The following is a 24,811-nucleotide window of genomic DNA, read 5'->3' on the forward strand; positions in this document are numbered from 1 at the left end:
ACTTTGGCGAATGACACTGCGTCCATAGAGGAAACACCTACATCAGCAAGGCCCTTGTCCGGGTCCAGCAACTGGCCTACCGGCTGTCCGTCTACCTCCAGGTTTTCGTCCGCAAGTTGTCTTAGTCGCTCTTCAACTGAAGCCATAATTACAGTCCTCCTTTTAAAAAATTTAAGATGTTAGAACACAATGGTACAATACATAGGTGCTTGGGTCAATCGATTTTTCTCTAGTTTTCTCCGTGACACGGCACCTCAGTTACACCCAGTGACGCCTGCGCTGGAACGGATAGCTCGGCAGCGAGATGCGGCGGCGCGATTCCCCGGCGAACATGCCCTCAAAGGAAAGTGCCAGTCCCGCATCGTATGCCCCTGCAACCGCCTCCGCAAAACCGGTACTGTGCTCCTGTGAATCCTCGTCGGATGGTCGCATCAGGCTCGCAAGCACGAGTGGTGAAGTGGTGGCTTCCTTTCCGTTTGACGAGTCCGGCCATTCGGGATTCACCTGCGGCCCCAGTACCGCGCCGGGGCCAATCTCTATCACTGCATCCACTCCCAACTCGGCAAGCGTGGAAACACCTGCGCTGAACGCCGCAGTCTCGCACGCTTGCATACGCCAGTATGCCCCGTCTAGCGGGCTGTCCGCATCCACAACTTGCCCCGTAACGCCGCTCACCAGAGTCAGGGATGGAGGTGAGACCTCACTCTCTGCAAATGCCACTTCCAGACCGTCGAGAGATTGGTTCGGGTCCACTCCCGGCAGCGCCGCCATCAGCGTGCCACGAGTCAAGGCAAAGCGCAGTCCGTCCTCTAAGGTGAGGACTCCCGCAGCCTGCGCCGCGGCAATCTCACCCGTGCCGTGCCCCAGCGCGACGTTCGGGCGGATCCCAACGCTTGCCCACAGCGCCGTCAGCGCGCACTCCAATGCGTAGAGAGCTGGCTGCGCCCAATCGGCATCATTCAAGTCGCCCGCTGCTTCGGCGTGCCCGAACATCACATCGAGCAGCGATGCTCCCCTCTCTGCGCGCACCACGGTGTCACAGTGGTCCAAAACAGCGCGTACGACTGGCTCGCTGTTGTACAGCGCCTCGCCCATACCAACCCACTGGTTGCCCTCGCCTGTGTACACGAATGCCACCTTTGTTACGGGTTGTGGATCTGGCTTATCAGGCGTAGCGTCGGTCTCCGTGAGTTTCGTTAGCCCTGCACGCAGAGACTGCATATCCCCGAACACTAAAGCGGCACGATGGTCAAAATGGCTGCGTCCGACACTCGCCGTCCACGCTATGTCAGCAAGTGCAGGCGCTTCAGGCGACGACTCAGCAATATGGTTGTCGAACCACGACAGGTACTGTCCTGCCATGTCCCGCAGGGCGCCGTCCGACTTGCCCGATAGCGGCAGGAAACGCACTGTGCGCTCCGTTAGTTCCCCCGCAGCTAGCGGCAGATTCGCAACCGGCTCTGGCAGAGAAACGGGCACCTGCCGCGCGGTGCCCCTAAGCGACTGCACTCCAGCACTTGCGCTGTTATCCTCTGTCGCGATTCCGTAGCCTTCCACCACCATATGCGCGTTTGTGCCCGATATGCCGAACGCGCTTACTGCCGCGCGTGGCGGCCTGTCAGGATGGGGCGGCCAGTCGGTCTTTTCAGAAGTCACCCGCACGGGAAGTCGGTTCCAGTCGATTTGTGGGTTCGGTTCCTTGAAGTGCAGATGTTTCGGAATGATACCCTGCTTCATCGCCAGCACAGCCTTTATCAGGCCGGCAACGCCCGCCGCCGTCTCCAGATATCCGATGTTTGACTTTACGGTGCCCATCAGCAGCGGGCGGTCGGCGTCGCGCCCTCTGCCGTACACCGAGCCTGCCGCGTGTACTTCAATTGCGTCGCCCAACTGGGATGCTGTAGCGTGTGCTTCGAGATAGTCAACATCCCTTCCGGTGAGGCCCGCCTTAACAAGCGTCTCCTCTATAACACGCTCCTGTGCCGGGCCGTTCGGAACGGTCAATCCCGCGCTGGCCCCGTTCTGGTTAATGGCAGAACCCTTGATGACGCCCCATATCCGGTCGCCGTCAACCTCCGCCTCATTCAGTCGTTTCAAAATGAGCATTCCGCAACCTTCGCCGCGTACATAGCCGTCCGCAGACGCATCAAAGGGGTGGCACTGCCCACTCGGCGACAGCATCCCCACATCCAGCATAAGTTTGGAAATGTCGCGCGACAGCGCCGCATGCACGCCTCCGGCGAGGGCCAGGTCCACCTCGCCCCGCTGTAGCCCAACGACGGCTTGATGCACCGCAACCAATGCCGAGGCGCAGGCCATATCGATAGCCATTGCCGGACCCTCAAGACCCAGCACGGATGCGACCCGCCCGGCGGTGACGCTGGCCATTAGGCCGAGGAAAGTGCCAGCCTTACCGCTGGCTTCAATTACATGTTGGTATTCGCTGTGACTGACTCCGGCATACACTCCGGTGCGGCTGCCTCGTAGGCTGTCGGGAGCGATTCCGGCGTCTTCGATAGCCTCCCAACTTGTCTCCAACATCATTCTCTGTCGTGGGTCCATCATCCGCGCTTCTATCGGCGCAATGCGGAAGAAGCGTGAGTCAAACCACTCGATACCCTCAACAAACGCGCCGTGCAGGTGGGTGGCGCTCTCGGAATTTGAGTCTCCAAAGGTGTCCCTCGGCGAATCGCCGGCCTGACGTCCGTCGGTCACTGCATCAGTGCCCGATTCCAGAAGATTCCAGTATTCCAGAAGGTTTTTCGCGCCCGGGAAGCGGCACGCCATGCCGACTATCGCTATGTCGTCATCCTCAGTAGCGACGGACGGGCGCGGTGGGGGTGCGACTGTCTCGGGCGTTGAAGCCGTCCCACTGTCCCCGCCCAGTTGACCGAGTTCACCCGCCAGATAGTGGGCTAAGGTCGTGATGTCGGGGTAGTCGAAGACAGCTGTGTTGGAGACGACATACTCGCCCGCGAATGCCCGGTTGAGCCGGTTTCTCAGTTCTACTGCCATCAATGAGTCCATCCCCAGATCGAAGAACCCCACTGTTGGCGTCGGCGTCGACGGTAGCCGCAGAACTGCCTGCACTTCCTCTTGGAGGAATGACACCAGCATGCCTTCGCGTTCCGCCACAGTCGTTTTCCGCACCCTGGACATCAGGTCGTCCGCCTGAGCAGGCGAGTCGGCGTCGGCCTTGGAGCTGGTGGACAGCAGTTCCTCTAGCAGGGAGGGACGGTCTTCGACAGCCTCCTCAAAAACTGCCCAGTCCATAGACATTACCACGGAATTCGTTACGTCCTGGCGCACCAGCCTGTCGAACGCCCTGAGACCTTGCTGGGGTGTAAACCACCGGCCGCCGAGCGCCGCTCGTTGCCGTTCAATCCGATCTCGTTGTTCCGCGGCTTCGCCGATCTCTGACCACGCTCCCCAGGCAATGGCCTGTCCCGGAAGCCCTACCGCCCGCCGGTGGGCGGCGAGCTGGTCCAAAAACGCATTGGCTGCGGCGTGGTTCGCCTGTCCCGGATTGCCCATGACGCCAACTCGGCTCGAAAAGAGGATGAAGAGCTCCAGATCGCGGTCCGCCGTCGCACGGTGCAGGTGCCAGGCGCCCAGCACCTTCGGCCACAGCACCTGCTCGAACCTCTCCCAACTCTGGTTCGACAGCGAAGCATCCGACAACACTCCCACGCTGTGAATCACTCCGCCGAGCGGCGGCAGTTCCCGGTCCATCCGCGCCAGCATGTCGTCCACAGCAGCGGCATCCGTCACATCCGCCAGCTCCACCCTCACCGTGTACCCGCGTTCACGCAACGAGTCAATCTCTTTTTCAACCTCGGGGTCCGGTGGCCGTCGTCCATTGAGCACGATTGCCCCTGCGCCGTGATCCGCCAGCCAGCTGGCCACGGCGCACCCGATACCGCCCAGGCCTCCGGTCACTAGGTAGGTCCGATCCTGCCGCAACCCACCTCTCACAAGCGGTGGTGTCGTCACGACGATCTTTCCGATGTGCCGGGCCGATCGCATGAATCTCAACGCGGCCCCCGTTTCGGCCAAGGGCCACCTGCTGTGGATAAGCGGTTTCAGTTCTCCCGACTTAAGGCGCTCCATCACTTCCCGGAGAACCTTTCCGACGCAAGCCGGGTCAGTCTTCTTCAAAACATCCAGCTCCAGGATGGAGTAGGCAACGTCGGGACGAACTTCGGCCATCTCCTCCTCGCTCAGAATGTCCCGCCTGGACAATTCCACAAACCGGCCACCCTGTGCCAGGCATGACAGACTCGACTCGATGAATCCCTCTCCCGTCAGGCTGTTCAGCACCACGTCAACTCCTGCTCCGTCCGTGGCCTCGAGGATCTCTTCCCCGAACTTTGTCGTGCGGCTGTCAAACACATGCTCCACGCCGATGGAGCGGAGGTATGGCCGCTTCAGCTCGCTCGCCGTGGCATACACCTCGGCGCCTGCAGCACGCGCCAACTGGATGGCCGCGAGTCCCACACCGCCAGCGCCCGCGTGAATCAGCACCCGTTCGCCGGCGTTTAGCCCTGAGAGTTCGTACGAGAATGCGGCTGAGGCGAACACATTCGGCACCGTGGCGAGATCCGTCACCGAGATTCCCGATGGCGCGGGTGCCACCAATTCCTCCCGTATAACCATTTCGTCCGCGAACGCACCACCGAACCCCAATCCAACCACATGGTCGCCGACCGAGACGGTTGACACCTCGGAACCCACATCGAGCACGTGGCCGCACATCTCCTTGCCTAAGTTCTCTTCTTCAATGAAGCCAAGCGAACGAAATACATCCCAGAAGTTCAGCCCGGCAGCTTCGACCGCGACACGGACTTCTTTCGGCTCTAGGGAATGCTCCGGCAGCGGCTTGACGTAAGGCTTGTCGAATATGCCTTCCGGATCCGGAGCCAGCACCCAGCCCGGCTGCTCCGGCAATGTCAACCGCTCCGTGTCAGTCCCGGCCCGGACCAGGCGGGCCACCACGCGTCGTCCGTAGCGATGTGCGATGTGATTCTCCTGATCGGGATACAGCAGTTCGTCCAGTAGTTCAGGCGACTGCGTTTTTGTGGGGTCCAGGTCAATCATCCTCGGTTCTAGATGCGCCGCTTCGCGGGCCAGCGTCTTCCCGAAACCCCATAGCGTCGCGCCGGCAAGTTCCCCGCCAAGCTCCCGCTCCAGCACCTGGGCACCCCGCGTAAGAAACCACACTCCGTTCTCGGGCACCACATCGGAGTCAAGCAGCCCCTGCGTTAACGCCAGTGCGCTCGCCATCGCTTGCCTCGTGTCCTTCGCCATCTCTTCGGTTGTCGCATTCAGGCCGTGGCCGCCCAGCGCCACGAGGTGCACGACGCCGCTAAGAGGCGCATCCCCGGGCAGACACTCCAACAGCGATTGCCACGACTCGCGCCGCTCCATGTCCACCGCTCCGCGGACAATGCTGGACCCGTCCGCTTCTGAATGCCCGTCCTCCGGGAGTTGATGGTCCGCCAGCACGACTGTCTGGTTGCGCGCGGCCAACTCCGCTGCCAGTTCCTCGGCCACACCGGCGCTATCCGCCGCCAGAACCCAGGTGCCCGGTTTTTCGGTCACCTCAGCCGTACCCCGCGCCACGATCACACCTTTATCCGGCATCCCGGTCGAGTCGGACTCTTCTAGCCCCAGCACTTCTATTTCCTCGAAACCCACGTCAGCAAGTACGCGGCGCCACACAGCTGGCTCCACCAAGGCGTGTTGCGGTCGGTAGGCATCGGCGAACCGCCACCAGCCGTCTAGCGGCCCGAAAGTCAAGTCCATCCAACCCATACCCCTCAGGTTCTCGAGCGCGACCATCTGTCCTGATGGTGCGAGAAGCCGCCGGCAGTGCGCAAGCGTCTCATCCAGATATCGCGTGGCGTGCAACACATTGGACGCAATCACCAAGTCATAACCGTGGGAGTCGAATCCCTGCTCCACCGGATCTTTCTCGATATCCAGCATGCGGTAATCTATCGACGCTTCCTCGCCTCCGAAACGCGCCTCTGCTTCCGCAAAGAAGCCCGCCGAGATATCCGTGTACATGTAGTCGAACCGTCCTTCCGGGAGTTCTGGCAGGATGGCCGCGGTTGCCGATCCTGTACCCGCCCCGACCTCGATCACCCTGAGGTGTCGGCCGTCGGGCAACCCCTCCACAAGAGTCTGAACCGTTTCTCGCAGTAGACGGTTCGCCGCACGCGCCACCGGGGCTTTTAGATACAGATCGCCCGGGGTCGGGTCTCCGCTGCTGAACAGGACCGTCAACGGGTCCGCTCGGCCCAGCAGGATGTCTGCCAGGGCGTTGCCAGACCGTCGAAAAAGCCCGATCTCGGTCAAGCCGTGGGGATATAGCTCAGCCATTCGGGTAGCGAATTCCTCGGTGTCAGGCGGCATTTCATCCGGCAAGGGATCCCCGGGTCCGGTCCTCACGACGAAGTCGCCGTCTACCTCCTCCAACACCCCGGACTTGGCCAGCATCTCGAGCGTCCGGCGGAACAACTTCTTATGCTCCTCCACGACGTTTAAGCGCTGCCGCAATTCCTCTGAATCCACGGTCACGCCCACCTCGCGTTCCCACCCCAGCTTCTCCAAGGTCTCGAGCGCGCAGGACCGAGACCACCGCTCTAGGTCGGTCAGGAGGGCGCTTCTGTCTTTGGGCGTGACTCCTTCGTCGGCCAAATAATCTGAGAGCAGCCCCGAGCGCGTTGCAACCGTTGCCTGAGATGCGAGAAAATCTGCGGACAGCATTCCGGGCGGGAGAGTCCTTTCGCGCCACACAACCTCGTACAGCAGTTCATTCACCCCTTCGCCCGCGGAGAGCAGCGCCGCCCGCGTCGCGCGTTTCACCATGTATCCGCTCAGCCCGCCAAGCAGAAGCCCGTTGGGATCGTAGATGCGCAATTCTCCGTTCCAGACCTCAGGCGGCTCGTCCTGTTCCGTTTCTGTACCTTGGGAAACCTCACTCATGCGCACGTGACAGAACAGGCGATCCGGCAGCCAATCCGCCAGCCACAGCCGCTCCCAGCCAAATGGCAGATAGGTGGTTTCCTCTTCTATCCCGCCCGGATTGCGCGCTGCGGCCACAACCTGAAAGCAACCGTCGAGCAGGAGCGGATGAACGTCCAGCTCATTGCGGCCGAGAGCTTCAGGGAAAGAAATCTCGCCTAACGCCTCGCCTGGCCGGGACCAGACCTTCCCGAGCGTACGGAAGAACGGGCCGAGATTGATCCCCGTACCCGCCCGGGCGCGGTAGTAGTCTGCCACGTCTATTGGCGACAGAGGGGCCTTGAGGCTTTCAAGATCGATGCGGCTTCCGGCTTCCGGCATGGGGGTGCCCTGCGATATGTGGCCTTCCACATGTGCCGTCCAGTCCTCTCCGCTCCCCTTGCTGAATATCTGGACCCGACGCGAATTCGGCCGTTCGGAAGAATCAAGCACAACCTGCACCTTCCGGCCCTCGTCACCGGTACCGTCCTCGAAACCCTCCTCCGGGAAAACCAGTGCGTTGAGCAGTTGCATGTCCTCCACAACCACCGCGCCGCTTTCTTCCGTAAGGGATACCGATGCTGCCATGGCCCCGTAGAGCGCGCCCGGAGCTATAACCCGGCCAAACACCCGGTGGTCGCTCAACCACTCCGGATCCGACTGGAACACTTCTGTCTCGAATGTGACCTCGCCTGTAGCGGATTCGTGCCGGACCCCCAGTAAAGGGTGGCCGACGCCCGAGCGCTGTTTTCTCTTCGAATCGAGCCAATGGCGTTCGCGCTGGAATGGATAGCTTGGCAGCGAGATGCGATGGCGCCCCTCCCCCGCAAAGAGCCCTTCAAAACGAATCGGGAGTCCCGCCTGATACGCTTCCGCGACGGCCTGCGTGAAATCGGCGCCATCCGCGGACGCTTGGGATTCACCGGATGGTGGACGCAGGCTCGACAGCACCATGGGCGTCGGTGTCTGTACCGAGTCTGGCCAGGCCGAGCGAGTCATCGTGGCCAGGATCGGTCTCGGCCCTATCTCCAGCACCAGGTCCACCCCGAGTTCCGCCAACGTCCGGACACCGCGGGCGAATGCCACTTTCTCACGGGCATGCTGCCTCCAGTAGGCTCCGTCCAGCGCCTGGCCAGACTCCACCACTTGGCCAGTCAGGTTGCTGACCACGGTGAGGGAGGGTGGCTCGACCGCCACATTATCCAAGGAAGCTTCCAGCATATCCAGAGCTGGCTCCACCAAGGCGCTGTGGAACGCGCGGGCCGTGTTCAATCGTCTTACCCGGACTCCTTCCGATTCGAAACGCTTCGAGATGGCTTCAATTTCCGCAACCGGGCCGCTCACCACCTGGTGGGTGCCGTTGTCCGCCGAGATGCTCAGCCCAACACTGTCAGATGATTCATTCAGCTCCCCGACCGTCGACGCCACTCGTGCCGGAGTGGCAAAAACTGCCGCCATTGCGCCCGGTTCGGTTTCCGACAGCAGGGTGCCCCGCGCCGCGGCAAACCGCATTCCATCCTCCAGGCTGAACACTCCCGCCGCCTGCGCCGCCGCCAGTTCCCCGACACTGTGCCCCAACACCACGCTGGGACGAACTCCTACGCTCGACCAGAGCGCCGTGAGCGCGCACTCGAGGGCATAGAGGGCTGGCTGCTCCCACGCCGTATCGCCCAGATTGCCTTCGCCGCGCCCAAACATTACGTCAAGCAACGAGGTTCCCCTTTCGGCCCGAAACACCTCTTCACAGCGGTCAAGAACCGCCCGCGCCACCGGCTCACGTTCGTAGAGCGCCTTTCCCATGCCGGCCCATTGGCTTCCTTGCCCGGTATAAGCGAACGCTATCTTCGTCGGCGTTTGCGGGCCCGGACTCTCGCCCGCATTCCCCAACGCTTTCAGCCCCTCCCGCAGCGACCCGGTATCCCGAAACACCACGCCCGCACGGTGATCAAAATGGCTCCTCCCTACGCCTGCAGTCCACGCCATGTCCGAGAGCAAGGCTTCTGCCGAGGCGCTTTGGGAAGCAATATCCTCTGGATGCTCATCCAGCCATGAGAGGTAACGTTCCGCAAGTTCCCGGAGCGCGTTCACCGATTTTCCGGACAGCGGCAGCAAACGGGTCTCGCGCTTCTTTAATCCTTGCTCCGGCAGCGGCAAACTCTCCACGGCCTCCGGCAAAGAGACTGTCACCGCCTGGGCTGAGCCCGCAAGCTCACTCTTTCCGTAGGGCAATCCCCCCGGGGCTATGTATTCTTCCACCACTATGTGGGCGTTCGTCCCGGATATCCCGAAGGAGTTTACTCCCGCCAGTCGCGGCCGTCCGCCGCGCTCGGGCAAGTCCATCATGGACGAAGTAACTTTCAAGGGCAGTCGGTCCCAATCGAGGCTAGGGTTGGGGACCTGGAAGTGCAGATGCTTCGGAATCACGCCGCGCTGCATCACCAGCACTGCCTTGATCAGACCGGCGATTCCGGCAGCCGACTCGAGGTGGCCGATATTGGTCTTTACCGAACCGATCAAGAGAGGACGATCGGCTTTGCGTCCTTTGCCGTAGACAGCGGAGACGGCGTCGATCTCAATCGGGTCGCCTACAGCTGTTCCAGTCCCGTGTGCCTCCAGGTAATCCACATCCGAAGCAGAAACTCCGGCATCGGACAGGGCCGCTTCCATCACCTGTTCCAGTGCTGGGATGTGCGGTACGGTCAGTCCGGTGCTGGCCCCGCCGTTATTCACCGCCGAGCCTCGGATCACACCCCAGATCCGATCGCCATCCTCCTCGGCCTCGCTCAGCCGCTTCAGGATAACGACGCCGCAACCTTCGCCGCGCACGTAACCGTTCGCAGACTCATCGAACGTTTTGCACTGCCCGTCCGGAGACAGCATCATCGCATCCGCACGGAGTTCGAATATACGACTGTTCAGGATAGCCTGCACACCGCCCGCAATGGCCAGATCCGCCTTGCCCTGCTGCAGGTCCGCCACCGCGTCGTGGACCGACACCATGGACGACGCGCACGCGGCGTCCACTGCCTTCGCCGGTCCCATGAGGCCCAGCACGAAAGAGACCCGTCCGCTGGTACCGTTCAGGTTCGTGCCGCTCAGAGCATAAAGACATGAGGCGGCATCGGCAGGTTTCCTTGACTCCACTACCAGCATCCTGTATTCGTCGTTGCTGATCCCGGTGTATACCCCGGTGCGGCTGCCCCTCAGCCGATCCGGGTCCATGCCCGCATCCTCGAGAGCCTCCCAAGTGGTTTCCAGCATCATTCGCTGCTGTGGATCCAGCAACTGGGCCTCGACCGGAGAAATGCGAAAGAACCCCGCGTCGAACTGCTCGATTCCGTCGACATAGGCACAGAAACGACAGCCCTTGCTCGGAATCTGTCCATCGGGGAAAAGCTCGTCCATACGCCCGATGCCGGAACCCGGGACGCCCTCCATCACTGTATTCTGGCCGGCTTCAAGCAGGCGCCAAAAGGCCGGTATACTCGGTGCGCCGGGGAACCGGCACCCCATGCCCACGATCGCTATCGGTGGACCGAATCCAGATTTTTCCTGTTTCTGAGTTTCAGAGTGGGGCTGTGATTCCCCGGAAGAATCGCAAGATTTGTTTGACTTCGTCATCGAAATCTTCCTCCCAAGATTATGAACTGATGGCTCTATCCGTTCCCTCAGCCTGAACTGTTTCCGTTTTATAAAACGGTTTTCAGTTCACCACTGGCTTTGATAGTTCTCTTTCGGAAAAGTTTAGCATAGGGATGGACAGGGAACAAAGCTCTTCTTCGCTCGTGCCACGACTATCTCACGCTAAATACAGGTGGCAGTTTTATTTAAGATTTGCGGGCGGGATGAGGGGCGCACGGCACGCTTGACGCCCTTGCCTGCTGCATGGACAAGCGTAAGGTCAACTGGATAGTGGACGCCGCACTTGTCTTTCCCGTTTTTAAAGCCCCAAAAAATCAAGTAATCTACATTGCTGCATGACGGTCTACGCGAAGACGCGTTCCCGGCTGGCTGCTGTAGTAGTGCGTCGGGACACTAAAGCCGGCGTAGCATTCGATTACGCCGTCCAGTTCTTGGTTCTGATGGCCCTTGCGGTTTTTTCAATCGGAACGCTGCCGGATCTGGATCCCGCCGACCGGCGCTGGCTGGAAATGGCGGAAACAGCGATCCTCGCTGTTTTCACCTTTGAATACGCGCTTCGTATCTGGGTCAGCGAAAACAGGTGGGGCTACGTGTTCAGTTTCTTCGGGATCGTGGACCTTGTCGCCATTCTGCCCGTTTTCTGGTTCGCAAGGGGGACGACAGACTTGGTGTTCGTGCGCTCCTTTCGCCTGCTGCGCCTGTTGCTGATAATCAAGGCGGTGCAGTCCTCAGAGGCGGTGTTCAGGCTGAAGCAGGCATGGTGGCAGATCAGAGACGAACTAATGCTCTACGGAGCGGCAAGCGTCATAGTGCTGTTCACGGCGGCGGCCGGCATTCACCACTTTGAGCACAAAGCCCAGCCCGAAGCGTTCAAAAGCGTGTTCCATAGCCTCTGGTGGGCGATTACGACCCTCGCCTCGGTCGAGTACGGAGACGTGTACCCGATAACCACGGGCGGAAAGATATTCACTTTTTTCGTCGCGGTAACGGGGCTCGGAGTTGTGGCGGTTCCCACCGCCCTGTTGGCCTCGGCGCTCACGAAAACAAAAAGACCGGAAGGTCCATAGCCGGTTGGTTTCCGGTTCTGCCGGGCTCACTGTGCCGGAAATTGATCGCTTCCCCGGACGCAAGCCTCCTGCTTCTGCCGCTTGGAACAGCAGACCTGACTTTTGCGCGCGGCTTGCGCGGGCAGGCTGGTTCGTCGCGCGCTTTTGGAGAAAACACCGACGCATGTTAGAATTATCGGCGGTTTATGGACAGTTTGCCCGAATATCTTGAACGCGGAGAAAAAGCGCGTCTTTTTCCGGTGCTGGCGGACACTTCAAAGGAGGGCCGAAGCACTTCAATTCTTCTTTCCTGCCTTGTGCACGTGCGCGGATTCGGCCAGGCGATGCTGGGTTCCGTCAACCAGCGCGTCGGGAAACTTGCGAGTCTCACGGCGTACACCGAAGTCACATTCGCGGACCGGGGGGAGGAAAAAGCGCACAGGCCGGACGGGCTGATCGTGCTCAGGGTTGACAGGCGCCGGTGGAAAGCGCTGGTTGAAACGAAGATCGGCAACGTCAAGCTCGATGAGGAGCAGCTTGCCGCCTACATGCGCTTGGCCAGAGAACATAACATTGATGCCGTGATAACCGTCTCAAACCAGTTCACCTCGAGACCGGATCATCACCCTGTCAAGCTCTCCGCCAAAACGCGCTCAAGGGTGAAAATCTATCACTGGTCATGGATGTACATTATTACGCAGGCCGACCTGCTGATTTCCAATGACGACATTGAAGACGAGGACCAGTATTTTGTTCTCTCCGAGATGTTGAGATTCCTGACGCATGCGAGCACGGGGGTAAAAGCTTTCGACCGCATGCCCGAGGCATGGCCCGGTATCGTGCAGAAAATCGCCGCCGGCGCTTCGCTCCAGACAAAAAGCGAGGAAGTGCAGGATATAGTGGGCGCCTGGCATCAGGAAGTCAGGGACATCTCTCTTCTGCTGACGCGCAAGGTCAATGTGAAAGTTGAAGTCAGGTTGCCGCGTTCCCACGTTCTGGATCCGGCGGCACGTGCAAAGAAAGACGCCTACGAACTTGCCGAAGAGCAGACGCTTTCGGCCGGACTTAAGATTCAAGATGCGGCAGCACCGATTGAGTTGGTCGTCGATATCGGAAAACGGACGATCAGCGCGTCAATGACGCTTGAAGCTCCCGGCAACAGAAAAACCACCCCGGCCCGTCTCAACTGGCTGCTCCGCCAGCTGCGGAAAACCTCCGAAACGGATATCCATATCAGGCTGATCTGGCCCGGACGAAGGCCCCGCACGCAGTATACGCTTGGGGAACTGAGAGAGAATTCGGTGATGGCTTCCACAAGCGGTCAGGATCTTCCCGTCGCCAGATTCGAAGTATGCATGATCCATCAGCTGGGCAGACGTTTCAGTCAGCGCAAAAGCTTCATTGACGAACTGGAGCAGATGGTGTCAGGGTTTTACGAAACCGCCGGTCAGTACCTGCGCGCGTACCAACCCCCCGCCCCCAAGGTCAGCGAAGACGGAACCGCCCCGCAAAGCGTTACTCCCGAAGGATTACAGCGCACTGAAGAATAAAAACACGCTTGCTTTGAAACCCGCGCTGTCGGAGTTGTCAAATGCGATACGTAAAAAACTCAGGGAAAAGCATCCATCCTTGCCCCCTTTGGTTTTTTGAAACTGAAAAACAAATCGGCAATGCCGAGGTTAACTTCTGCGGCGCCCAGTTTTATGACCGTAGTGTTTCCGAAGACATCGCCGATTATGATTTCTCTTAGCATGTAGGTCTTGGGATCGACTGCTATCGTTACCTGCTTTGACTGCTCCCGGTTTTTCTGTTTCAGGTCAAGGAGGACATTCCCCCGCTCGTCCGCGCTTCCGGCACCCGGGCGGACATCGAAAAGGCGGTCAAGATCCTCCAGTATGGAAATGATGGTATAGGAACCGAGAGAGTCTGCCCAGACGCTTTCAATTTCCATCTCGGTTACCTGGTTCTCCCGGCTGTCGAAATACCAGACCTTCTTTCCGTCAGAAACAATCGTATCTTTCCATGGCTCTTGGTACTGCCACTTCATCATCCCGGGTTTTTTGAACCACACCTTGCCCGAGGAAGCGATTTTCTCATCAAGGTCCTTTATCCGGGTTACCTGGGTGAATGGAGAACTGAGGTCGTTTATCGAGGCGTATTTTTTCTGGATGCCGCTTACAACAGTGCTTGGGTCCTGGGTCCTCGCGGGCTGCGCGGTAAAAAGAAGGGAGGTGGCGAAAAGCGCTGCCGCAAGCGCGATTTTTCTCAATCCGAGTTTCCCCTGTCCGCTTTGATCATGTTCACGTAGACTTCTCTCGGTTTGCCGGCAGCTCCCTGAGGACCTATAAGACCTTCTTTTTCCATTGTCTCAACGATCCTGGCCGCGCGGTTATATCCTATCTTGAGCCTTCTCTGTATCATGGAGATGGATGCCTGTCCCGTTTCGGCTATTATGCCGAGCGCGGTTTCGTAGAGCTCGTCTTTTTCGTCTTCGCTGACTCCCGCGCTCTCATCGTCCGGGTCGTCTTTTGTTATCTCTTCTATGTAGACCGGGTCTGCCTGGGACCTTAGAAAATCCGTTACCCGTTTTCTTTCATCGTCGGATATAAGCGCGCCCTGCAGTCTTAAAAGGTTGCTCCCACCGGATGCGAGAAAAAGCATGTCCCCCTTTCCGAGCAGGGTCTCAGCTCCCCCGGTGTCAAGTATGATTCTTGAATCCACTTTTGAAGATACGAGAAAGGATATGCGCGCCGGGAAGTTAGCCTTTATGAGTCCCGCCACCACGTCCGCCGAGGGGCGCTGGGTGGAGACTATTATATGAATTCCCGCCGCCCTGGCTTTCTGCGCGAGCCTTATTATCGAGTCCTTGACGTCGCTCGGGGAGACCATCATCAGGTCGGCGAGCTCATCTATGATAACGACTATGTAGGGAAGCCACCTGAGCTGTTTTTCCTCGATTTCAAGCGCTTCAAGCTTCCTGTTATAGCTGTCTATGTCCCTTACCCCTTCCTCGGAGAGCATCCTGTATCTGGAATCCATTTCCCCGACCAGCCACTTAAGGGCGGCCACGGCTTTTTTCGATTCGGTTACCACCGGGTGGAGCAGGTGGGGAATGTCTTCGTATATGGAGAGCTCGAGCATCTTCGGATCTATCATTATCATCTTGAGCTCATAAGGGGTCGCTCTGTAAAGCAGGCTTGTGATTGCGGCGTTTAGGAGCACGCTTTTGCCCGAACCTGTAGTTCCGGCGATCATGAGGTGCGGGGCGGTCTGAAGGTCCATGTATCGCGGTTTTCCGGATATGTCTTTTCCGAGGGCGACGGTGAGCATCGATTTTTTCTCCATAAACGAGCTGCTCTCGAAAAGTTCCCGCAGTACCACTATCTCCCTGCTTTCGTTCGGCACCTCTATTCCGACCACGTCCTTTCCCGGTATGGGGGCAATGATTCTTATGCTAAGCGCCTTAAGACCCATTGCCAGATCACCTTCAAGGGATGATATTTTGTTTATTTTTATCCCCGGGGCGGGCTTGTATTCGAACATCGTGATAACCGGGCCGGGACGTATTTCCATGATCTTTCCGGTTACTCCGAAGTCCGCAAGCTTTTCCTCGATCAAGGTGGCCTTCCGATACATGGCTTCCTTGTCTATCTCTACCGACGTGTCGATTTTCGGGTCAAGCAGATCAATTGAGGGGAGGGAGAAGTCAAGCCATTTGCTCTCGGGCGCGGCAGGGGACGGCTCGTCTCTCTTGTCGGGGGCGGGAGGAGTGAAGACTATCTGCGGTTCCGTGTCGGCTTGTTGCTTGTGTTCTGTGGCCGTGGTTTTTGCCGCGCTGGGGGTCGCCTTCGGTGCGTCTTGCTTCTTTTTTCCTCGGGTGCCCCTTCGTGCGGCAACGCGTCTCAGCGCACCGATCGGTGCAGAAATTCCTTTTAACGCGCCTGAGAAGAGAAGGCGGATGATTTTCACCACGGTGGCGATCTTGGTTTCCGTTGCTATTATCACGGAGACGAATATGACGATTATGGCGATAATGTATGTTCCAAAGGTTCCCAGGATGTTTTGCGCGAACTCCCTGGAGATCGCAAGACCCAACCATCCCCCGGCCGGCGAGTATCCCAGAAGTGAGCTTTTTCCGTAAACAAGCCCCAGCAGGGTGGTCGAGGAGAGAAGGAAAATAATCGTGGAGAAAAGCTTCCAGTATATTTTCCGGGTGGGCCGCTTCCTGAGAATCACGTATGACGCGTAGAACATCAACACGGGAAATACGAAGGAAAGCGTCCCGAAGGAACTTCCAAGGGAGTGCGACACGTAAAGGCCCGTGCCTCCCATTGCGCCTTTTACGTCGATTTCAAGAAGGTTGCTGAAGGCCAGAAGACTTACGAAGGTAAATACGCCGAGGGCGAAGAAAAAAACCGCCATCACATCTACAAATACGCCTTGAGTGTCCTTGCCTTTCTCCATTTCCTAAATTCTGAAATAAAAATCCTCCGCGCCCGGGCGAAAGAAAAACCCCTTGCAGTCTAAAACGCGACCGCGGCGAGAAGAGTGATTGAGGCCTGAGCCGCCAGATCCCATGACAACAAAGGAAATATACCGAAAAAAACCGTTACTGCGGTAAGCACCGCAATTGTGGCCCCCGAAAGCGGTTTGTTTGCGCCTGCACCGTAACTATCTTCCCTCATAAACGCGTAGACAAGCACCTTGAGGTAGTAGTACGCGGAGATTACGCTTGCTATTATTCCTATTACTGCAAGCGGCGTCAGATTGGCGTCGACTGCAGCTAAAAACACCCTGTATTTCCCGAAAAACCCTATAGTCGGCGGGATTCCCGCAAGCGAGAACATAAATACTCCGAGTGCGAGCGATGCCGCCGGTTTTCTGCTCCAAAGCCCCGATATCCTCTCGAAAGTGTCACAGTCGTCTCCCTCCCTGCTCGCGTAGGCGAGGATTCCGAAAGCTCCGAGGTTCATAAAAGTATAGGCAAACAGATAATAAAGAACGCTCCCGCTTCCGACCGAAGAGTCCGAGAGAACTGCCGCTACCCCGACGAGGGCGTATCCGGCGTGTGCCACACTTGAGTAGGCAAGCATCCTCTTCACGCTTTTTTGATATATGGCGGCTATATTCCCCACTACCATGGTCAGCACCGCCGCAATCAGCACCGCGGCCGTCATGTAGCCCTCAAATCCCGGAGCGGAGCCGAGAAATATTCTCAGCAGCAGCACAAAAGCCGCCGCTTTTACCGCAACGGACATGTATCCCGTAACCGTGAGGGGGGCTCCGTCGTAGATATCGGGCACCCACTGGTGAAGCGGCACGGCTCCTATCTTGAAAATGACTCCCACTGCCACAAAGGCGGCTCCGCATACATACATCGGAAGATTCCCCGGACTTTTTAGAATTTCATCCAGAAAAGTGGAACCGGTGGCCCCGTAGAGAAGGGCGATTCCGAAAAGCAGCACCGCGGAAGAGAAGCCCCCCAGAATAAGGTATTTTACGCCTGATTCTGTCGAGTCGAGGGATTTGCTTCTGAACCCCGAGAGTATGTAGACGGCGATTGACATGATTTCGAATCCAACGAAAAGCGTCATGAGTTCGACCGAGGAGGCGAGAACCATCATCCCGCTCGTGCAGAAAAGCACAAGCGCGTAGAATTCCTCAAGCCACTGCGTGCGCCCCTTGAGGTGATCTTTTGAAAAAAGGATAGTCGCAAGCGCCGCCAAGAGAAAAAGGGAGTTGAAATAGGCGGAGAAGGAATCGATTACCAGCGCGCCTGAGAACGCGGAACTTTCTCCGGAGAACCTGGAGAAGTTAAGGATGAGGGAGAGCACGGTACCGGAGATTGCGAGGAGAAAAAGCGACCCCGTCCATCTTTTTTTCAGAATCGGGGCACAGATGAGTATGAGCAGGGCGGCGAGTATGAGTACGCACTCGGGAAGGATAGCCAGCGTGCTTTCAAACAGAACCTGCATATTCATGGTCGCGTCTCTCCCGGCATGTGCAGCCTTCTCCGGGTCTCGGTCCTCTTTTTCATTACATCAGTCGGGGTCTTTAAGCACTTCGAACTTTCTTTCTTCGAACTGGAAGTCCTGCTCGTCGATGTACCATATTCTCGCGTCGGCGAGTTTGCCGCAGTTTACCGAGAAAATTATATACGCCCATCCGGGCGATGCCACCTGCCTGTCGGTCTCCGAAGGTACCGAAGGGTGGTCTGGATGCGAGTGGTATATGCCGAGAATCTCAAGACCGTTCTCCCTCGCCCACGAATCCGCCTCTATGTAGGAACGTGGATCAAGCTCGTAACGGTCCTTTAACCGCTTGCTGTCAATGTCTGCTGTTTCCTTAAACGCTGTTTCGGATTTGTCGTCAGCGACCAGATTGGCGCATTTGCGAAAGTGAGTGACGGTATCTTCTTTCCCGATCATCACCCCACATACCTCGTAAGGATAACCGGATTCCGCGTCCCGTGTCATGCCCAGATAGGCCGATCTGTGTATTTTTACCACCAGAGTCCTTCGCTCAGGTACCTTCTGCCCGAGTCGGGAAGAATCGTAACGAGCACTCCTTCTTTCAGTTTTTTCGCGCACTCAAGGGTTACGCAGACCGCGGCTCCTCCCGAGTGACCTACGAATATCCCCTCGGTATCCATCAGCCGCTCCATCATTTCATACGCTTTCTCAGTCGAGATGAAGACAATTTCGTCGGCCGCTTCCTCGTCGTATATGCCGGGAACTATTGAAGTGGGCATATGTTTCATGCCTTCAAGTCCGTGAAGACTTTCTTCTGGCTGAATCGCGATTGTCTTTATATCGGGGTTGTATTCTTTAAGCCTTTTCCCGGTCCCCATGAAGGTTCCCGATGTGCCGAGTCCCGCGAGAAAGTGGGTCACGGCGCCCTTTGTCTGCTCCCAGATCTCGGGCGCAGTCGTCTCGTAGTGAGCCAGAAGATTGTTAATGTTGTTGTACTGGTCCGGCATGAAATATTTCTCGGGATTATCCGCCTTTAGCTGGTGAGCCATTCTTATGGCTCCGTCGGAACCTTCAAGGGGACTTGAGAAGGTTATTTTCGCCCCGTAGGCCTCGATTGCTTTTTTTCTCTCGGTGTTTACGTTCTCAGGCGTTACGATTTCAACCTCGTACCCGAGCGCGGCCCCGAGCATCGCGTACGCGATCGCTGTATTCCCGGAAGAGGAGTCCATAATGACCTTGTCTTTTGTGAGTTCGCCGGAGCGGATGGCTTCCAGGATCATTCTGCGGGCGGGGCGGTCTTTTATTGAACCTCCCGGGTTAAACCACTCGGCCTTTGCGTAAATACTGACTCCGGGAGAGCATTCCTTTGCCGTCTCGGAAAGTTTCAGGAGAGGGGTGTTGCCTATAAGGTCAACCACCGATTCGACTCTTGAACCTCCGGCAGTGGAGGTTCCGGCTTCGGATCTATACATTAGCAGCGCTCGATGATTACCTTGTGGTAGCGGCCTTCTTCTTTCTCTATGGAGAGAACCCTGTGACCTTCCTGTTCCACGCTTCTCGGGAGATTGGAAAGAGGTTCTCCTTCGCAGAGCCTTACTTCAAGGACTTCCCCGCGCTTCATCTGCTCAAGCTTGAGCTTGGTTTTAACAAACGTCATCGGGCAGATGTAGTCAGTTATGTCTATTTTTTCCTTGCTCTGCGTGTTGTCCATTTTAAACTCTCGTCCGCGCGATTTCCCGTTAAGATTAACACAGTCTGTGTTTTACTCAAACCGCCCCGCTCCGGCCTGACTTGGGCCCGCCCGCTGCAGGTGCTGAAGAAATTTCGGGATTCCATCAGTCCCGGGCGGGATCATACTCAAGTTCCATCGCTTCGGCGGCCGCTCTGAAGCGCTTGTCGAGCGTAAGTACTCGGGTCGGAGGCTCGAGGATCGCGGAGGCGAGCAGATGAGCGTCGATGTAGCCCATGCCCGACCCGGCCAGCTTGTTCTGATCGATAAAGTACAGTACTAGAGAGTCATCCGTCACGGAAAGAGCGGGCAGTCCATGGAGCATCGAGAGAACTTCTCCGCGGTTCGCAAAATTGCCGCAGGCGATTTCGCCTATGATAAATGGATGCATAATTACTTCCTCGGTGGTGAGCAGATCTTCAACCACCTCAGTCTTCCCTCTCAAGTGCTCAATCCATACCGAAGTGTCAATCAGAACCATAATCAAAACGGCGCCGCGGAATAGGGCGGAGTCCAGGTTCGCTGCCTTTCAGCTTGGCGAGCCGCCGTGCGCTCTCCCTCTGCACAAGCGCCTTCAGGGCTTCCCGAAGGAGCTTGGTGTTTGACGTGATGCTTGTCATCTCCCGCGCCTGGGACAGCAGTTCATCGTCCAAGTTTACAGTAGTTCTCATTATTCAACGCTCCATTACGTTTGCTGAACGCACAAGAAAGTCATACCAAATATACATCAACTGATGTCGTAAAGCAAGTTATTCAGAAATTTATTTTTACGAAGAAGCCAAGGGTTCAAGGCTCGTAACGCCTGAGGATTTCCGCCCGCCCGACTCTATCCAGGACACTACGCTCTCAAACATCTTCCTGCCGTCTTCTGAGCCCAGCAGGCTCTCGAAGCTACGCTCGGGGTGAGGCATCATCCCGAGTACGTTGCCCCGGTTGTTGGCGATTCCCGCTATGTTGTCCTCGGCGCCGCTTGGATTCGCCTCGGCACTGAGTTTTCCCCTTTCCCCGCAGTAGCGCAGAACTATTCTCCGTTCCCGGGCATCGTCTCCGTTCGGGGGCAGCACGAAATTGCCCTGGGCGTTTGCGACGGGCAGCTTGAGCACCTCTCCCCTGCGGAGAAGGCAGGTAAAGGGCGTATCGGTATCCTCGACCCTCACGTTTGTCCATCTGCAGACGAACTTGAGGGAGGAGTTGTGTATAAATGCCCCGGGAAGAAGTCCCGATTCAACAAGAATCTGAAACCCGTTGCATATCCCTATTACGGGGACTCCGCTTGCGGCAAGTTCCCTGAGAGGGCTTACCACCGGAGAGAACTGCGATATGGCTCCCGCGCGAAGATAATCTCCGTAGGAAAACCCCCCTGGTATCACGATGCAGTCTATTCCCTCGAGGGAAGGTTCCTCGTGCCATATAAGTTCGCAGGGCCGGCCCAGGATTTTCTTTATGGCGTGATAGCAGTCGTGGTCGCAGTTGGACCCCGGAAAGAACAGAACTCCGAAACTTGGCATTATTTTTCCGCTACCTCTACCGAAGAATCTTCGATTACCGGGTTGGAAAGGAGTTTCCGGCACATCTCGTCCGCTTTGCGGCTTACTTCCTCGGCGGATTCGCCCTCCATGGTGAGCTCCACGACTTTGCCTACCCTTGCGTCTGAGACCCCGCTGAATCCGAGACCGGAAAGAGCGTTAAGCACCGCCTTGCCCTGGGGATCAAGCACCACGGGCTTGAGCTTAACCTCTATTTTCACGGAAAACTGTTTCATCTCCTGTTTCCTTGCTCCGGTGTGAATTCTGCGGGATATTACCCGCGCGAGAGCAGTATGCCAATAATTCTCTCAAGCTCCTCGGGAGAATAGTACTCTATTTCTATTTTCCCTTTTGTCTTGTTGCGGCTGATTCTTACTTTGGTCGAGAATTTCCCGGAAAGCTCTTCTGTAAGTTCCCTGGTGAAGATATCTTCTGCCACCTCATTCAAAGCTGGTTCAGTGGGCTGTTCTGTATCTCTGCTTCTCTTTTTTACAAGCGCTTCGGTTCGCCTTACCGTAAGATCCTTTTTCAGCACTTCTCCGAGAAGGGAATTCATTTCCTCGGGGGAGGATGCGGCTAGAAGCGCTCTTGCGTGCCCTGCCGTTATAGAGCCCGAAACAAGCGCTTCCTTGGCTTTATCGGAAAGCTTGAGAAGCCTCAACTGGTTCGTGACGACCGAGCGGTTTTTCCCCGTTTTTCTGGCAATATCGTCATGGGTAAGCCCGAAGCGCTCTGAGAGCTTTTCATAAGCCTCAGCCTCCTCAATGGGATTTAAGTCCTCTCTTTGTATGTTTTCTATTAACGTCAGCTCCGCTACGTCCTGGTCGGTAGCGGTTCTTATCACTACGGGGAGCTTTTCGAGTTTGGCAATCTTTGCCGCTCTCCATCTGCGTTCCCCGGCCACTATTTCAAAGCCGCCGTCTATCTTCCTGACGATAAGAGGCTGTATGACCCCGTTTTCCTTTATAGACTCTGCGAGTTCCTCAAGCGCACCCTGTTCAAACTGCTTTCTCGGCTGCGAGGGATTCGGCTTGAGCAGGTTCGTGCTTACCATCTGGTACCCGGTGGATTCCGTTTCCAGACTCTTTGGAATAAGGGAGTCAAGTCCTCTTCCCAAGCTTTCTCTTTTCACGTCAGTTAACCTCCGCTCTGCTTATTATCTCATTTGCGAGTTTCATGTAGTTCTGAGCTCCGCTCGACTTGATTTCATAAAGCAGAAGCGGCTTTCCGTGGCTTGGCGCTTCGGCGAGCTTAACGTTTCTGCTTATTACGGTGTCGAAGGTCTTTTCGCCGAAGTGACTCCTTACGTCCTCGGCCACAGAGTGACATATGTTATTGCGGGAATCGAACATGGTCAGAAGATAGCCTTCCACCTCGAGCGAAGGATTGAGTCTCTGCCTGGCGAGCGATATGGTTGTCTGCAGCTGGCCTATTCCTTCAAGGGCGTAGTATTCGCACTGAACGGGTATTAATACCCGTTCGGCCGCGGCGAGCGCGTTTATGGTGAGCAGGCTTAGAGACGGAGGGGCGTCTATGAATACGTAATCGTACTCAGCCCTTATCTCGTCGATAACTTTCTTGAGACGGTATTCCCTGCCTTCTGTCTCTATGAGGTGTATCTCCGCCCCGGTGAGTTCGTGATTCGCCGGACACAGGTGCAGGTAGCCGTTTAGAAGCTCGGGATAGACGTCAATTACGGTGTCTGCGAGCTTTGCTTCTCCCAGTATGACGCTGCAGATGTTTTTCGAATTAATCGATTCCTTGTCAATGCCGAGCCCTCCGGTGGCGTTTCCCTGGGAATCAAGGTCTATGAGAAGCGTTCGGCGGTTTGCCACCGCCAGAGAGGCCGAAAGGTTGACCGCGGTTGTGGTCTTGCCTACTCCCCCTTTCTGATTTACCACGCATATTACCTTTGACATTTGCCTGTAAAAAAATGATAAACTTGCCGGTGTTATCAGTCAAATGAGTCTTGCTGAAAATCCGCCCCCGCGGGCGGGATTCCCGGAGAACTGACCTTGACAGACAGGATATGCGTTGTTTTTTCGACTTTTTTCGGGTTGGGATATGTTCCCGGAGCCCCCGGAACCGCGGGAACTCTTGCGGCGGTCGGGGTCGTGTACCTGCTGAGTCTCGCAGGCGGCGAGGCTCTTTATTCGATATTCACGTTGGGGCTGATCCTTGTCTCTTTTATAGCCGCTTCCCGCTGCGTGCGGATTTTTAAAAGGAAGGACCCGCCCGAGGTCGTGATTGACGAGGTATGCGGATTCTTGGTGTGCATGCTTTTCATCACCCCGGACCCGCTTAACCTGGTGATCGGCTTTTTTCTGTTCAGGTTTTTCGATATAGCGAAGCCGTTTCCTATAAGAAGATTTGAGAAACTGCCGGGGGGATACGGTATCGTTATGGATGACGTTCTGGCCGGAGTGTACGCTAATCTCTGCCTTCAGGTGCTTGTCCGGTTCTATTGATGATGCCTGTCGCGTTTTTCGCGGACCTGGTTTTTATGCGTAAAGCAGAAAGGGATTCTGCGCGGTTACCGTGCCGTACATGCGGCCGTGTTGGAAGTTTTCCGAGAACAGTTCCCTTATGCCGTGAACTTCTGCGTAGGCCCATATGTGAGCATCAGACCACGACAGGCTGTATGCCGCCGCGCCGCGCAGGGCCATTCGCAGCACAGATTCATCTGGATAGATAATCGGCAACAGGGCCATCAGTTCTTCCGCTTCGCGTATTGCGTCTGTGAATTCAAGGATTCGATTTCCTGGTGCTCCCCGGGTTGTTGACGCAATGAACTCAACTATCGACTGGTGTGTGATACGCAAATGCCCGCTCGCAATGCCGTCGCGAATAAAATGTTCAGCAATCTGTTGCTTGTTCGGGAAATGGTTGTCGTAACGATAGACCAGTATGTTGGTGTCAATCAGCATCTGGGCTGCCCCGAGTGTAGAGTTCTTCCCGGGTCCAGCCTCGCTCAGTTGCTGGGGCAAGTGTCCTTCCCGCTTCGCGGGCCCGTTGTCGGGCCATTGCCTCATCAAATATGCGCAGACGCGTTTCGGTGTCGAGCTCTTTTCTCTGCATCCTGGCATTAGGAGGCACCACGCGGATGGTCTCTCCGGCTTCCTCAAAACGTATATCATCCCCAGGCCGGATGCCGTAACGCTCGGCAATTGCTTTTGGCACAGTTACCTGCAGTTTGCTGCTCACTTTAGCCATATCTTTACTTTATCAAAGAAAATTTCTTTGTCAATTGTTGCAATCATTCTGCAGGGCTAGAGAATGAAAATGCTTGTCGTTGCGACTTCTACATTCTGCTCTGCCATCGAAGCGGATGTCGGCTTGCGTGCATAACAGCAAAAATGACAATGAATTCCGGCTCAACGCGATAGAAAATCCCGAATGGAAACCGTTTAATCAAAGCTCTGCGAACACCACGGTGTACGATTGGAAATCCGAATGGGTGCTGCTGAACGGACCGTATGGTGAGAAGCAATTCTTCAAGAAACTCATCCCCTAATCCTGATCTCTGAAATTCGTACCATAAAGCGGAATCAGCAAGATCCATTTCCGCTTCTTCGTGGAACCGGATTTCGTAACTCACAGTTTTTTGCGGATTTCCGAAATGACTTCATCCGCGGGTCGCCCCGGATATTTAGTCACTTCGTAAGCGTCAAGCCTTTTGTCAAGCTCGGCTTTCTGTGCTGATGAAAGAGAAATAGAGTTCTGGTCAGAGGCGATGCTGTCCCATAGATCTTCTACAAGGCGAATCCGTTCATCAACCGGCAGGTTTTTCAGGCTGGAATCCATGATAATTAAAATACATTAAGTTCGCTGATTTGCAAAAAGCCGGAACTTGTTCTGCTAGCTAGCTTTGTATCTTAAGGAGTTTCC

The 24,811-nt window shown here is 56.6% G+C and carries 20 protein-coding genes; 3 read left to right on the top strand and 17 right to left on the bottom strand.

The window, feature by feature from the left end; genetic code table 11:
• Nucleotides 1-258: 258 nt before the first annotated feature.
• The gene (locus OXG75_07435) at nt 259-10,629 is read right to left on the bottom strand and encodes an SDR family NAD(P)-dependent oxidoreductase (GenBank protein MCY3625801.1); all 10,371 of its coding nucleotides are present in this window, start codon (nt 10,627-10,629) and stop codon (nt 259-261) included.
• A 356-nt stretch (nt 10,630-10,985) separates the two neighbouring features.
• On the opposite strand from OXG75_07435, the gene OXG75_07440 reads away from it, so the two are divergent.
• Both OXG75_07440 and OXG75_07445 read left to right on the top strand, forming a co-directional pair.
• Nucleotides 10,986-11,717 (top strand): ion transporter, encoded by a 732-nt coding sequence (locus OXG75_07440; protein ID MCY3625802.1) that lies wholly within the window; start codon nt 10,986-10,988, stop codon nt 11,715-11,717.
• Between the two features lie 185 nt (nt 11,718-11,902).
• The gene (locus OXG75_07445) at nt 11,903-13,246 is read left to right on the top strand and encodes a hypothetical protein (GenBank protein MCY3625803.1); all 1,344 of its coding nucleotides are present in this window, start codon (nt 11,903-11,905) and stop codon (nt 13,244-13,246) included.
• A gap of 59 nt (nt 13,247-13,305) precedes the next feature.
• On the opposite strand, the gene OXG75_07450 is transcribed toward OXG75_07445, so the two are convergent.
• The 12 genes from OXG75_07450 to OXG75_07505 form a co-directional block, all read right to left on the bottom strand.
• Nucleotides 13,306-13,965 carry an outer membrane lipoprotein carrier protein LolA gene (locus OXG75_07450; GenBank protein ID MCY3625804.1) on the bottom strand — a complete coding sequence of 220 codons (660 nt, stop codon included), beginning with the start codon at nt 13,963-13,965 and terminating at the stop codon, nt 13,306-13,308.
• Nucleotides 13,962-16,160 carry a DNA translocase FtsK 4TM domain-containing protein gene (locus OXG75_07455; GenBank protein MCY3625805.1) on the bottom strand — a complete coding sequence of 733 codons (2,199 nt, stop codon included), beginning with the start codon at nt 16,158-16,160 and terminating at the stop codon, nt 13,962-13,964. Before OXG75_07455 ends, OXG75_07450 begins: the two co-directional genes overlap by 4 nt.
• A 59-nt stretch (nt 16,161-16,219) precedes the next feature.
• On the bottom strand, nt 16,220-17,677 hold the full coding sequence (locus OXG75_07460; GenBank protein MCY3625806.1) for an NADH-quinone oxidoreductase subunit N: 1,458 nt from the start codon (nt 17,675-17,677) through the stop codon (nt 16,220-16,222).
• A gap of 60 nt (nt 17,678-17,737) precedes the next feature.
• A complete protein-coding gene (locus tag OXG75_07465) occupies nt 17,738-18,205 on the bottom strand; it encodes a M67 family metallopeptidase (protein ID MCY3625807.1) in 468 nt (155 codons plus the stop codon).
• The gene (locus OXG75_07470; protein MCY3625808.1) at nt 18,199-19,140 is read right to left on the bottom strand and encodes a cysteine synthase family protein; all 942 of its coding nucleotides are present in this window, start codon (nt 19,138-19,140) and stop codon (nt 18,199-18,201) included. The genes OXG75_07465 and OXG75_07470 overlap by 7 nt, the downstream gene beginning before the upstream one ends.
• On the bottom strand, nt 19,140-19,379 hold the full coding sequence (locus OXG75_07475; GenBank protein ID MCY3625809.1) for a sulfurtransferase TusA family protein: 240 nt from the start codon (nt 19,377-19,379) through the stop codon (nt 19,140-19,142). Before OXG75_07475 ends, OXG75_07470 begins: the two co-directional genes overlap by 1 nt.
• Before the next feature lie 124 nt (nt 19,380-19,503).
• The gene (locus OXG75_07480; protein MCY3625810.1) at nt 19,504-19,878 is read right to left on the bottom strand and encodes a PIN domain-containing protein; all 375 of its coding nucleotides are present in this window, start codon (nt 19,876-19,878) and stop codon (nt 19,504-19,506) included.
• On the bottom strand, nt 19,865-20,068 hold the full coding sequence (locus OXG75_07485) for a type II toxin-antitoxin system VapB family antitoxin (protein ID MCY3625811.1): 204 nt from the start codon (nt 20,066-20,068) through the stop codon (nt 19,865-19,867). Before OXG75_07485 ends, OXG75_07480 begins: the two co-directional genes overlap by 14 nt.
• 96 nt (nt 20,069-20,164) lie before the next feature.
• Nucleotides 20,165-20,905 carry a phosphoribosylformylglycinamidine synthase I gene (gene purQ, locus OXG75_07490; protein ID MCY3625812.1) on the bottom strand — a complete coding sequence of 247 codons (741 nt, stop codon included), beginning with the start codon at nt 20,903-20,905 and terminating at the stop codon, nt 20,165-20,167.
• Complete coding sequence (purS, locus tag OXG75_07495) at nt 20,905-21,159, bottom strand: phosphoribosylformylglycinamidine synthase subunit PurS (GenBank protein ID MCY3625813.1); 255 nt, start codon at nt 21,157-21,159, stop codon at nt 20,905-20,907. The genes purQ and purS overlap by 1 nt, the downstream gene beginning before the upstream one ends.
• A gap of 38 nt (nt 21,160-21,197) precedes the next feature.
• Nucleotides 21,198-22,055, bottom strand: coding sequence for a ParB/RepB/Spo0J family partition protein (locus OXG75_07500; GenBank protein ID MCY3625814.1), 858 nt, complete (start codon nt 22,053-22,055; stop codon nt 21,198-21,200).
• A 1-nt stretch (nt 22,056) separates the two neighbouring features.
• Nucleotides 22,057-22,842, bottom strand: coding sequence for an AAA family ATPase (locus tag OXG75_07505; protein ID MCY3625815.1), 786 nt, complete (start codon nt 22,840-22,842; stop codon nt 22,057-22,059).
• A 96-nt stretch (nt 22,843-22,938) separates the two neighbouring features.
• Here OXG75_07505 and OXG75_07510 point away from each other — a divergent pair, with 96 nt between their 5' ends.
• Nucleotides 22,939-23,391, top strand: a complete 453-nt coding sequence (locus tag OXG75_07510; protein MCY3625816.1) for a phosphatidylglycerophosphatase A — start codon at nt 22,939-22,941, stop codon at nt 23,389-23,391.
• Between the two features lie 33 nt (nt 23,392-23,424).
• Here OXG75_07510 and OXG75_07515 read toward each other — a convergent pair whose 3' ends face one another.
• The 4 genes from OXG75_07515 to OXG75_07530 all read right to left on the bottom strand — a co-directional run bounded on the left by OXG75_07515 (nt 23,425) and on the right by OXG75_07530 (nt 24,727).
• Nucleotides 23,425-23,850, bottom strand: coding sequence for a PIN domain-containing protein (locus tag OXG75_07515; protein ID MCY3625817.1), 426 nt, complete (start codon nt 23,848-23,850; stop codon nt 23,425-23,427).
• Nucleotides 23,840-24,127, bottom strand: a complete 288-nt coding sequence (locus OXG75_07520; protein MCY3625818.1) for an AbrB/MazE/SpoVT family DNA-binding domain-containing protein — start codon at nt 24,125-24,127, stop codon at nt 23,840-23,842. The genes OXG75_07515 and OXG75_07520 overlap by 11 nt, the downstream gene beginning before the upstream one ends.
• 97 nt (nt 24,128-24,224) lie before the next feature.
• Entirely contained in the window at nt 24,225-24,521 is a 297-nt protein-coding gene (locus tag OXG75_07525; GenBank protein ID MCY3625819.1) for a type II toxin-antitoxin system RelE/ParE family toxin, read from the bottom strand.
• A complete protein-coding gene (locus OXG75_07530) occupies nt 24,518-24,727 on the bottom strand; it encodes an addiction module protein (protein MCY3625820.1) in 210 nt (69 codons plus the stop codon). Before OXG75_07530 ends, OXG75_07525 begins: the two co-directional genes overlap by 4 nt.
• Between the last annotated feature and the right edge of the window lie 84 nt (nt 24,728-24,811).

This window comes from Candidatus Dadabacteria bacterium (assembly GCA_026705445.1).
GTDB lineage: Bacteria > Desulfobacterota_D > UBA1144 > Nemesobacterales > Nemesobacteraceae > Nemesobacter.

Bases quoted from the DNA above. Each gene is read 5' to 3' on its own strand.
- OXG75_07485 (MCY3625811.1), bottom strand. From the start codon at position 20,068: ATGAGAACTACTGTAAACTTGGACGATGAACTGCTGTCCCAGGCGCGG.
- OXG75_07460 (MCY3625806.1), bottom strand. From the start codon at position 17,677: ATGAATATGCAGGTTCTGTTTGAAAGCACGCTGGCTATCCTTCCCGAG.
- OXG75_07530 (MCY3625820.1), bottom strand. From the start codon at position 24,727: ATGGATTCCAGCCTGAAAAACCTGCCGGTTGATGAACGGATTCGCCTT.
- OXG75_07445 (MCY3625803.1), top strand. From the start codon at position 11,903: ATGGACAGTTTGCCCGAATATCTTGAACGCGGAGAAAAAGCGCGTCTT.
- OXG75_07440 (MCY3625802.1), top strand. From the start codon at position 10,986: ATGACGGTCTACGCGAAGACGCGTTCCCGGCTGGCTGCTGTAGTAGTG.
- OXG75_07480 (MCY3625810.1), bottom strand. From the start codon at position 19,878: ATGGTTCTGATTGACACTTCGGTATGGATTGAGCACTTGAGAGGGAAG.
- purS (MCY3625813.1), bottom strand. From the start codon at position 21,159: ATGAAACAGTTTTCCGTGAAAATAGAGGTTAAGCTCAAGCCCGTGGTG.
- OXG75_07470 (MCY3625808.1), bottom strand. From the start codon at position 19,140: ATGTATAGATCCGAAGCCGGAACCTCCACTGCCGGAGGTTCAAGAGTC.
- OXG75_07455 (MCY3625805.1), bottom strand. From the start codon at position 16,160: ATGGAGAAAGGCAAGGACACTCAAGGCGTATTTGTAGATGTGATGGCG.
- purQ (MCY3625812.1), bottom strand. From the start codon at position 20,905: ATGCCAAGTTTCGGAGTTCTGTTCTTTCCGGGGTCCAACTGCGACCAC.
- OXG75_07515 (MCY3625817.1), bottom strand. From the start codon at position 23,850: ATGCTGATTGACACCAACATACTGGTCTATCGTTACGACAACCATTTC.
- OXG75_07475 (MCY3625809.1), bottom strand. From the start codon at position 19,379: ATGGACAACACGCAGAGCAAGGAAAAAATAGACATAACTGACTACATC.
- OXG75_07435 (MCY3625801.1), bottom strand. From the start codon at position 10,629: ATGACGAAGTCAAACAAATCTTGCGATTCTTCCGGGGAATCACAGCCC.
- OXG75_07505 (MCY3625815.1), bottom strand. From the start codon at position 22,842: ATGTCAAAGGTAATATGCGTGGTAAATCAGAAAGGGGGAGTAGGCAAG.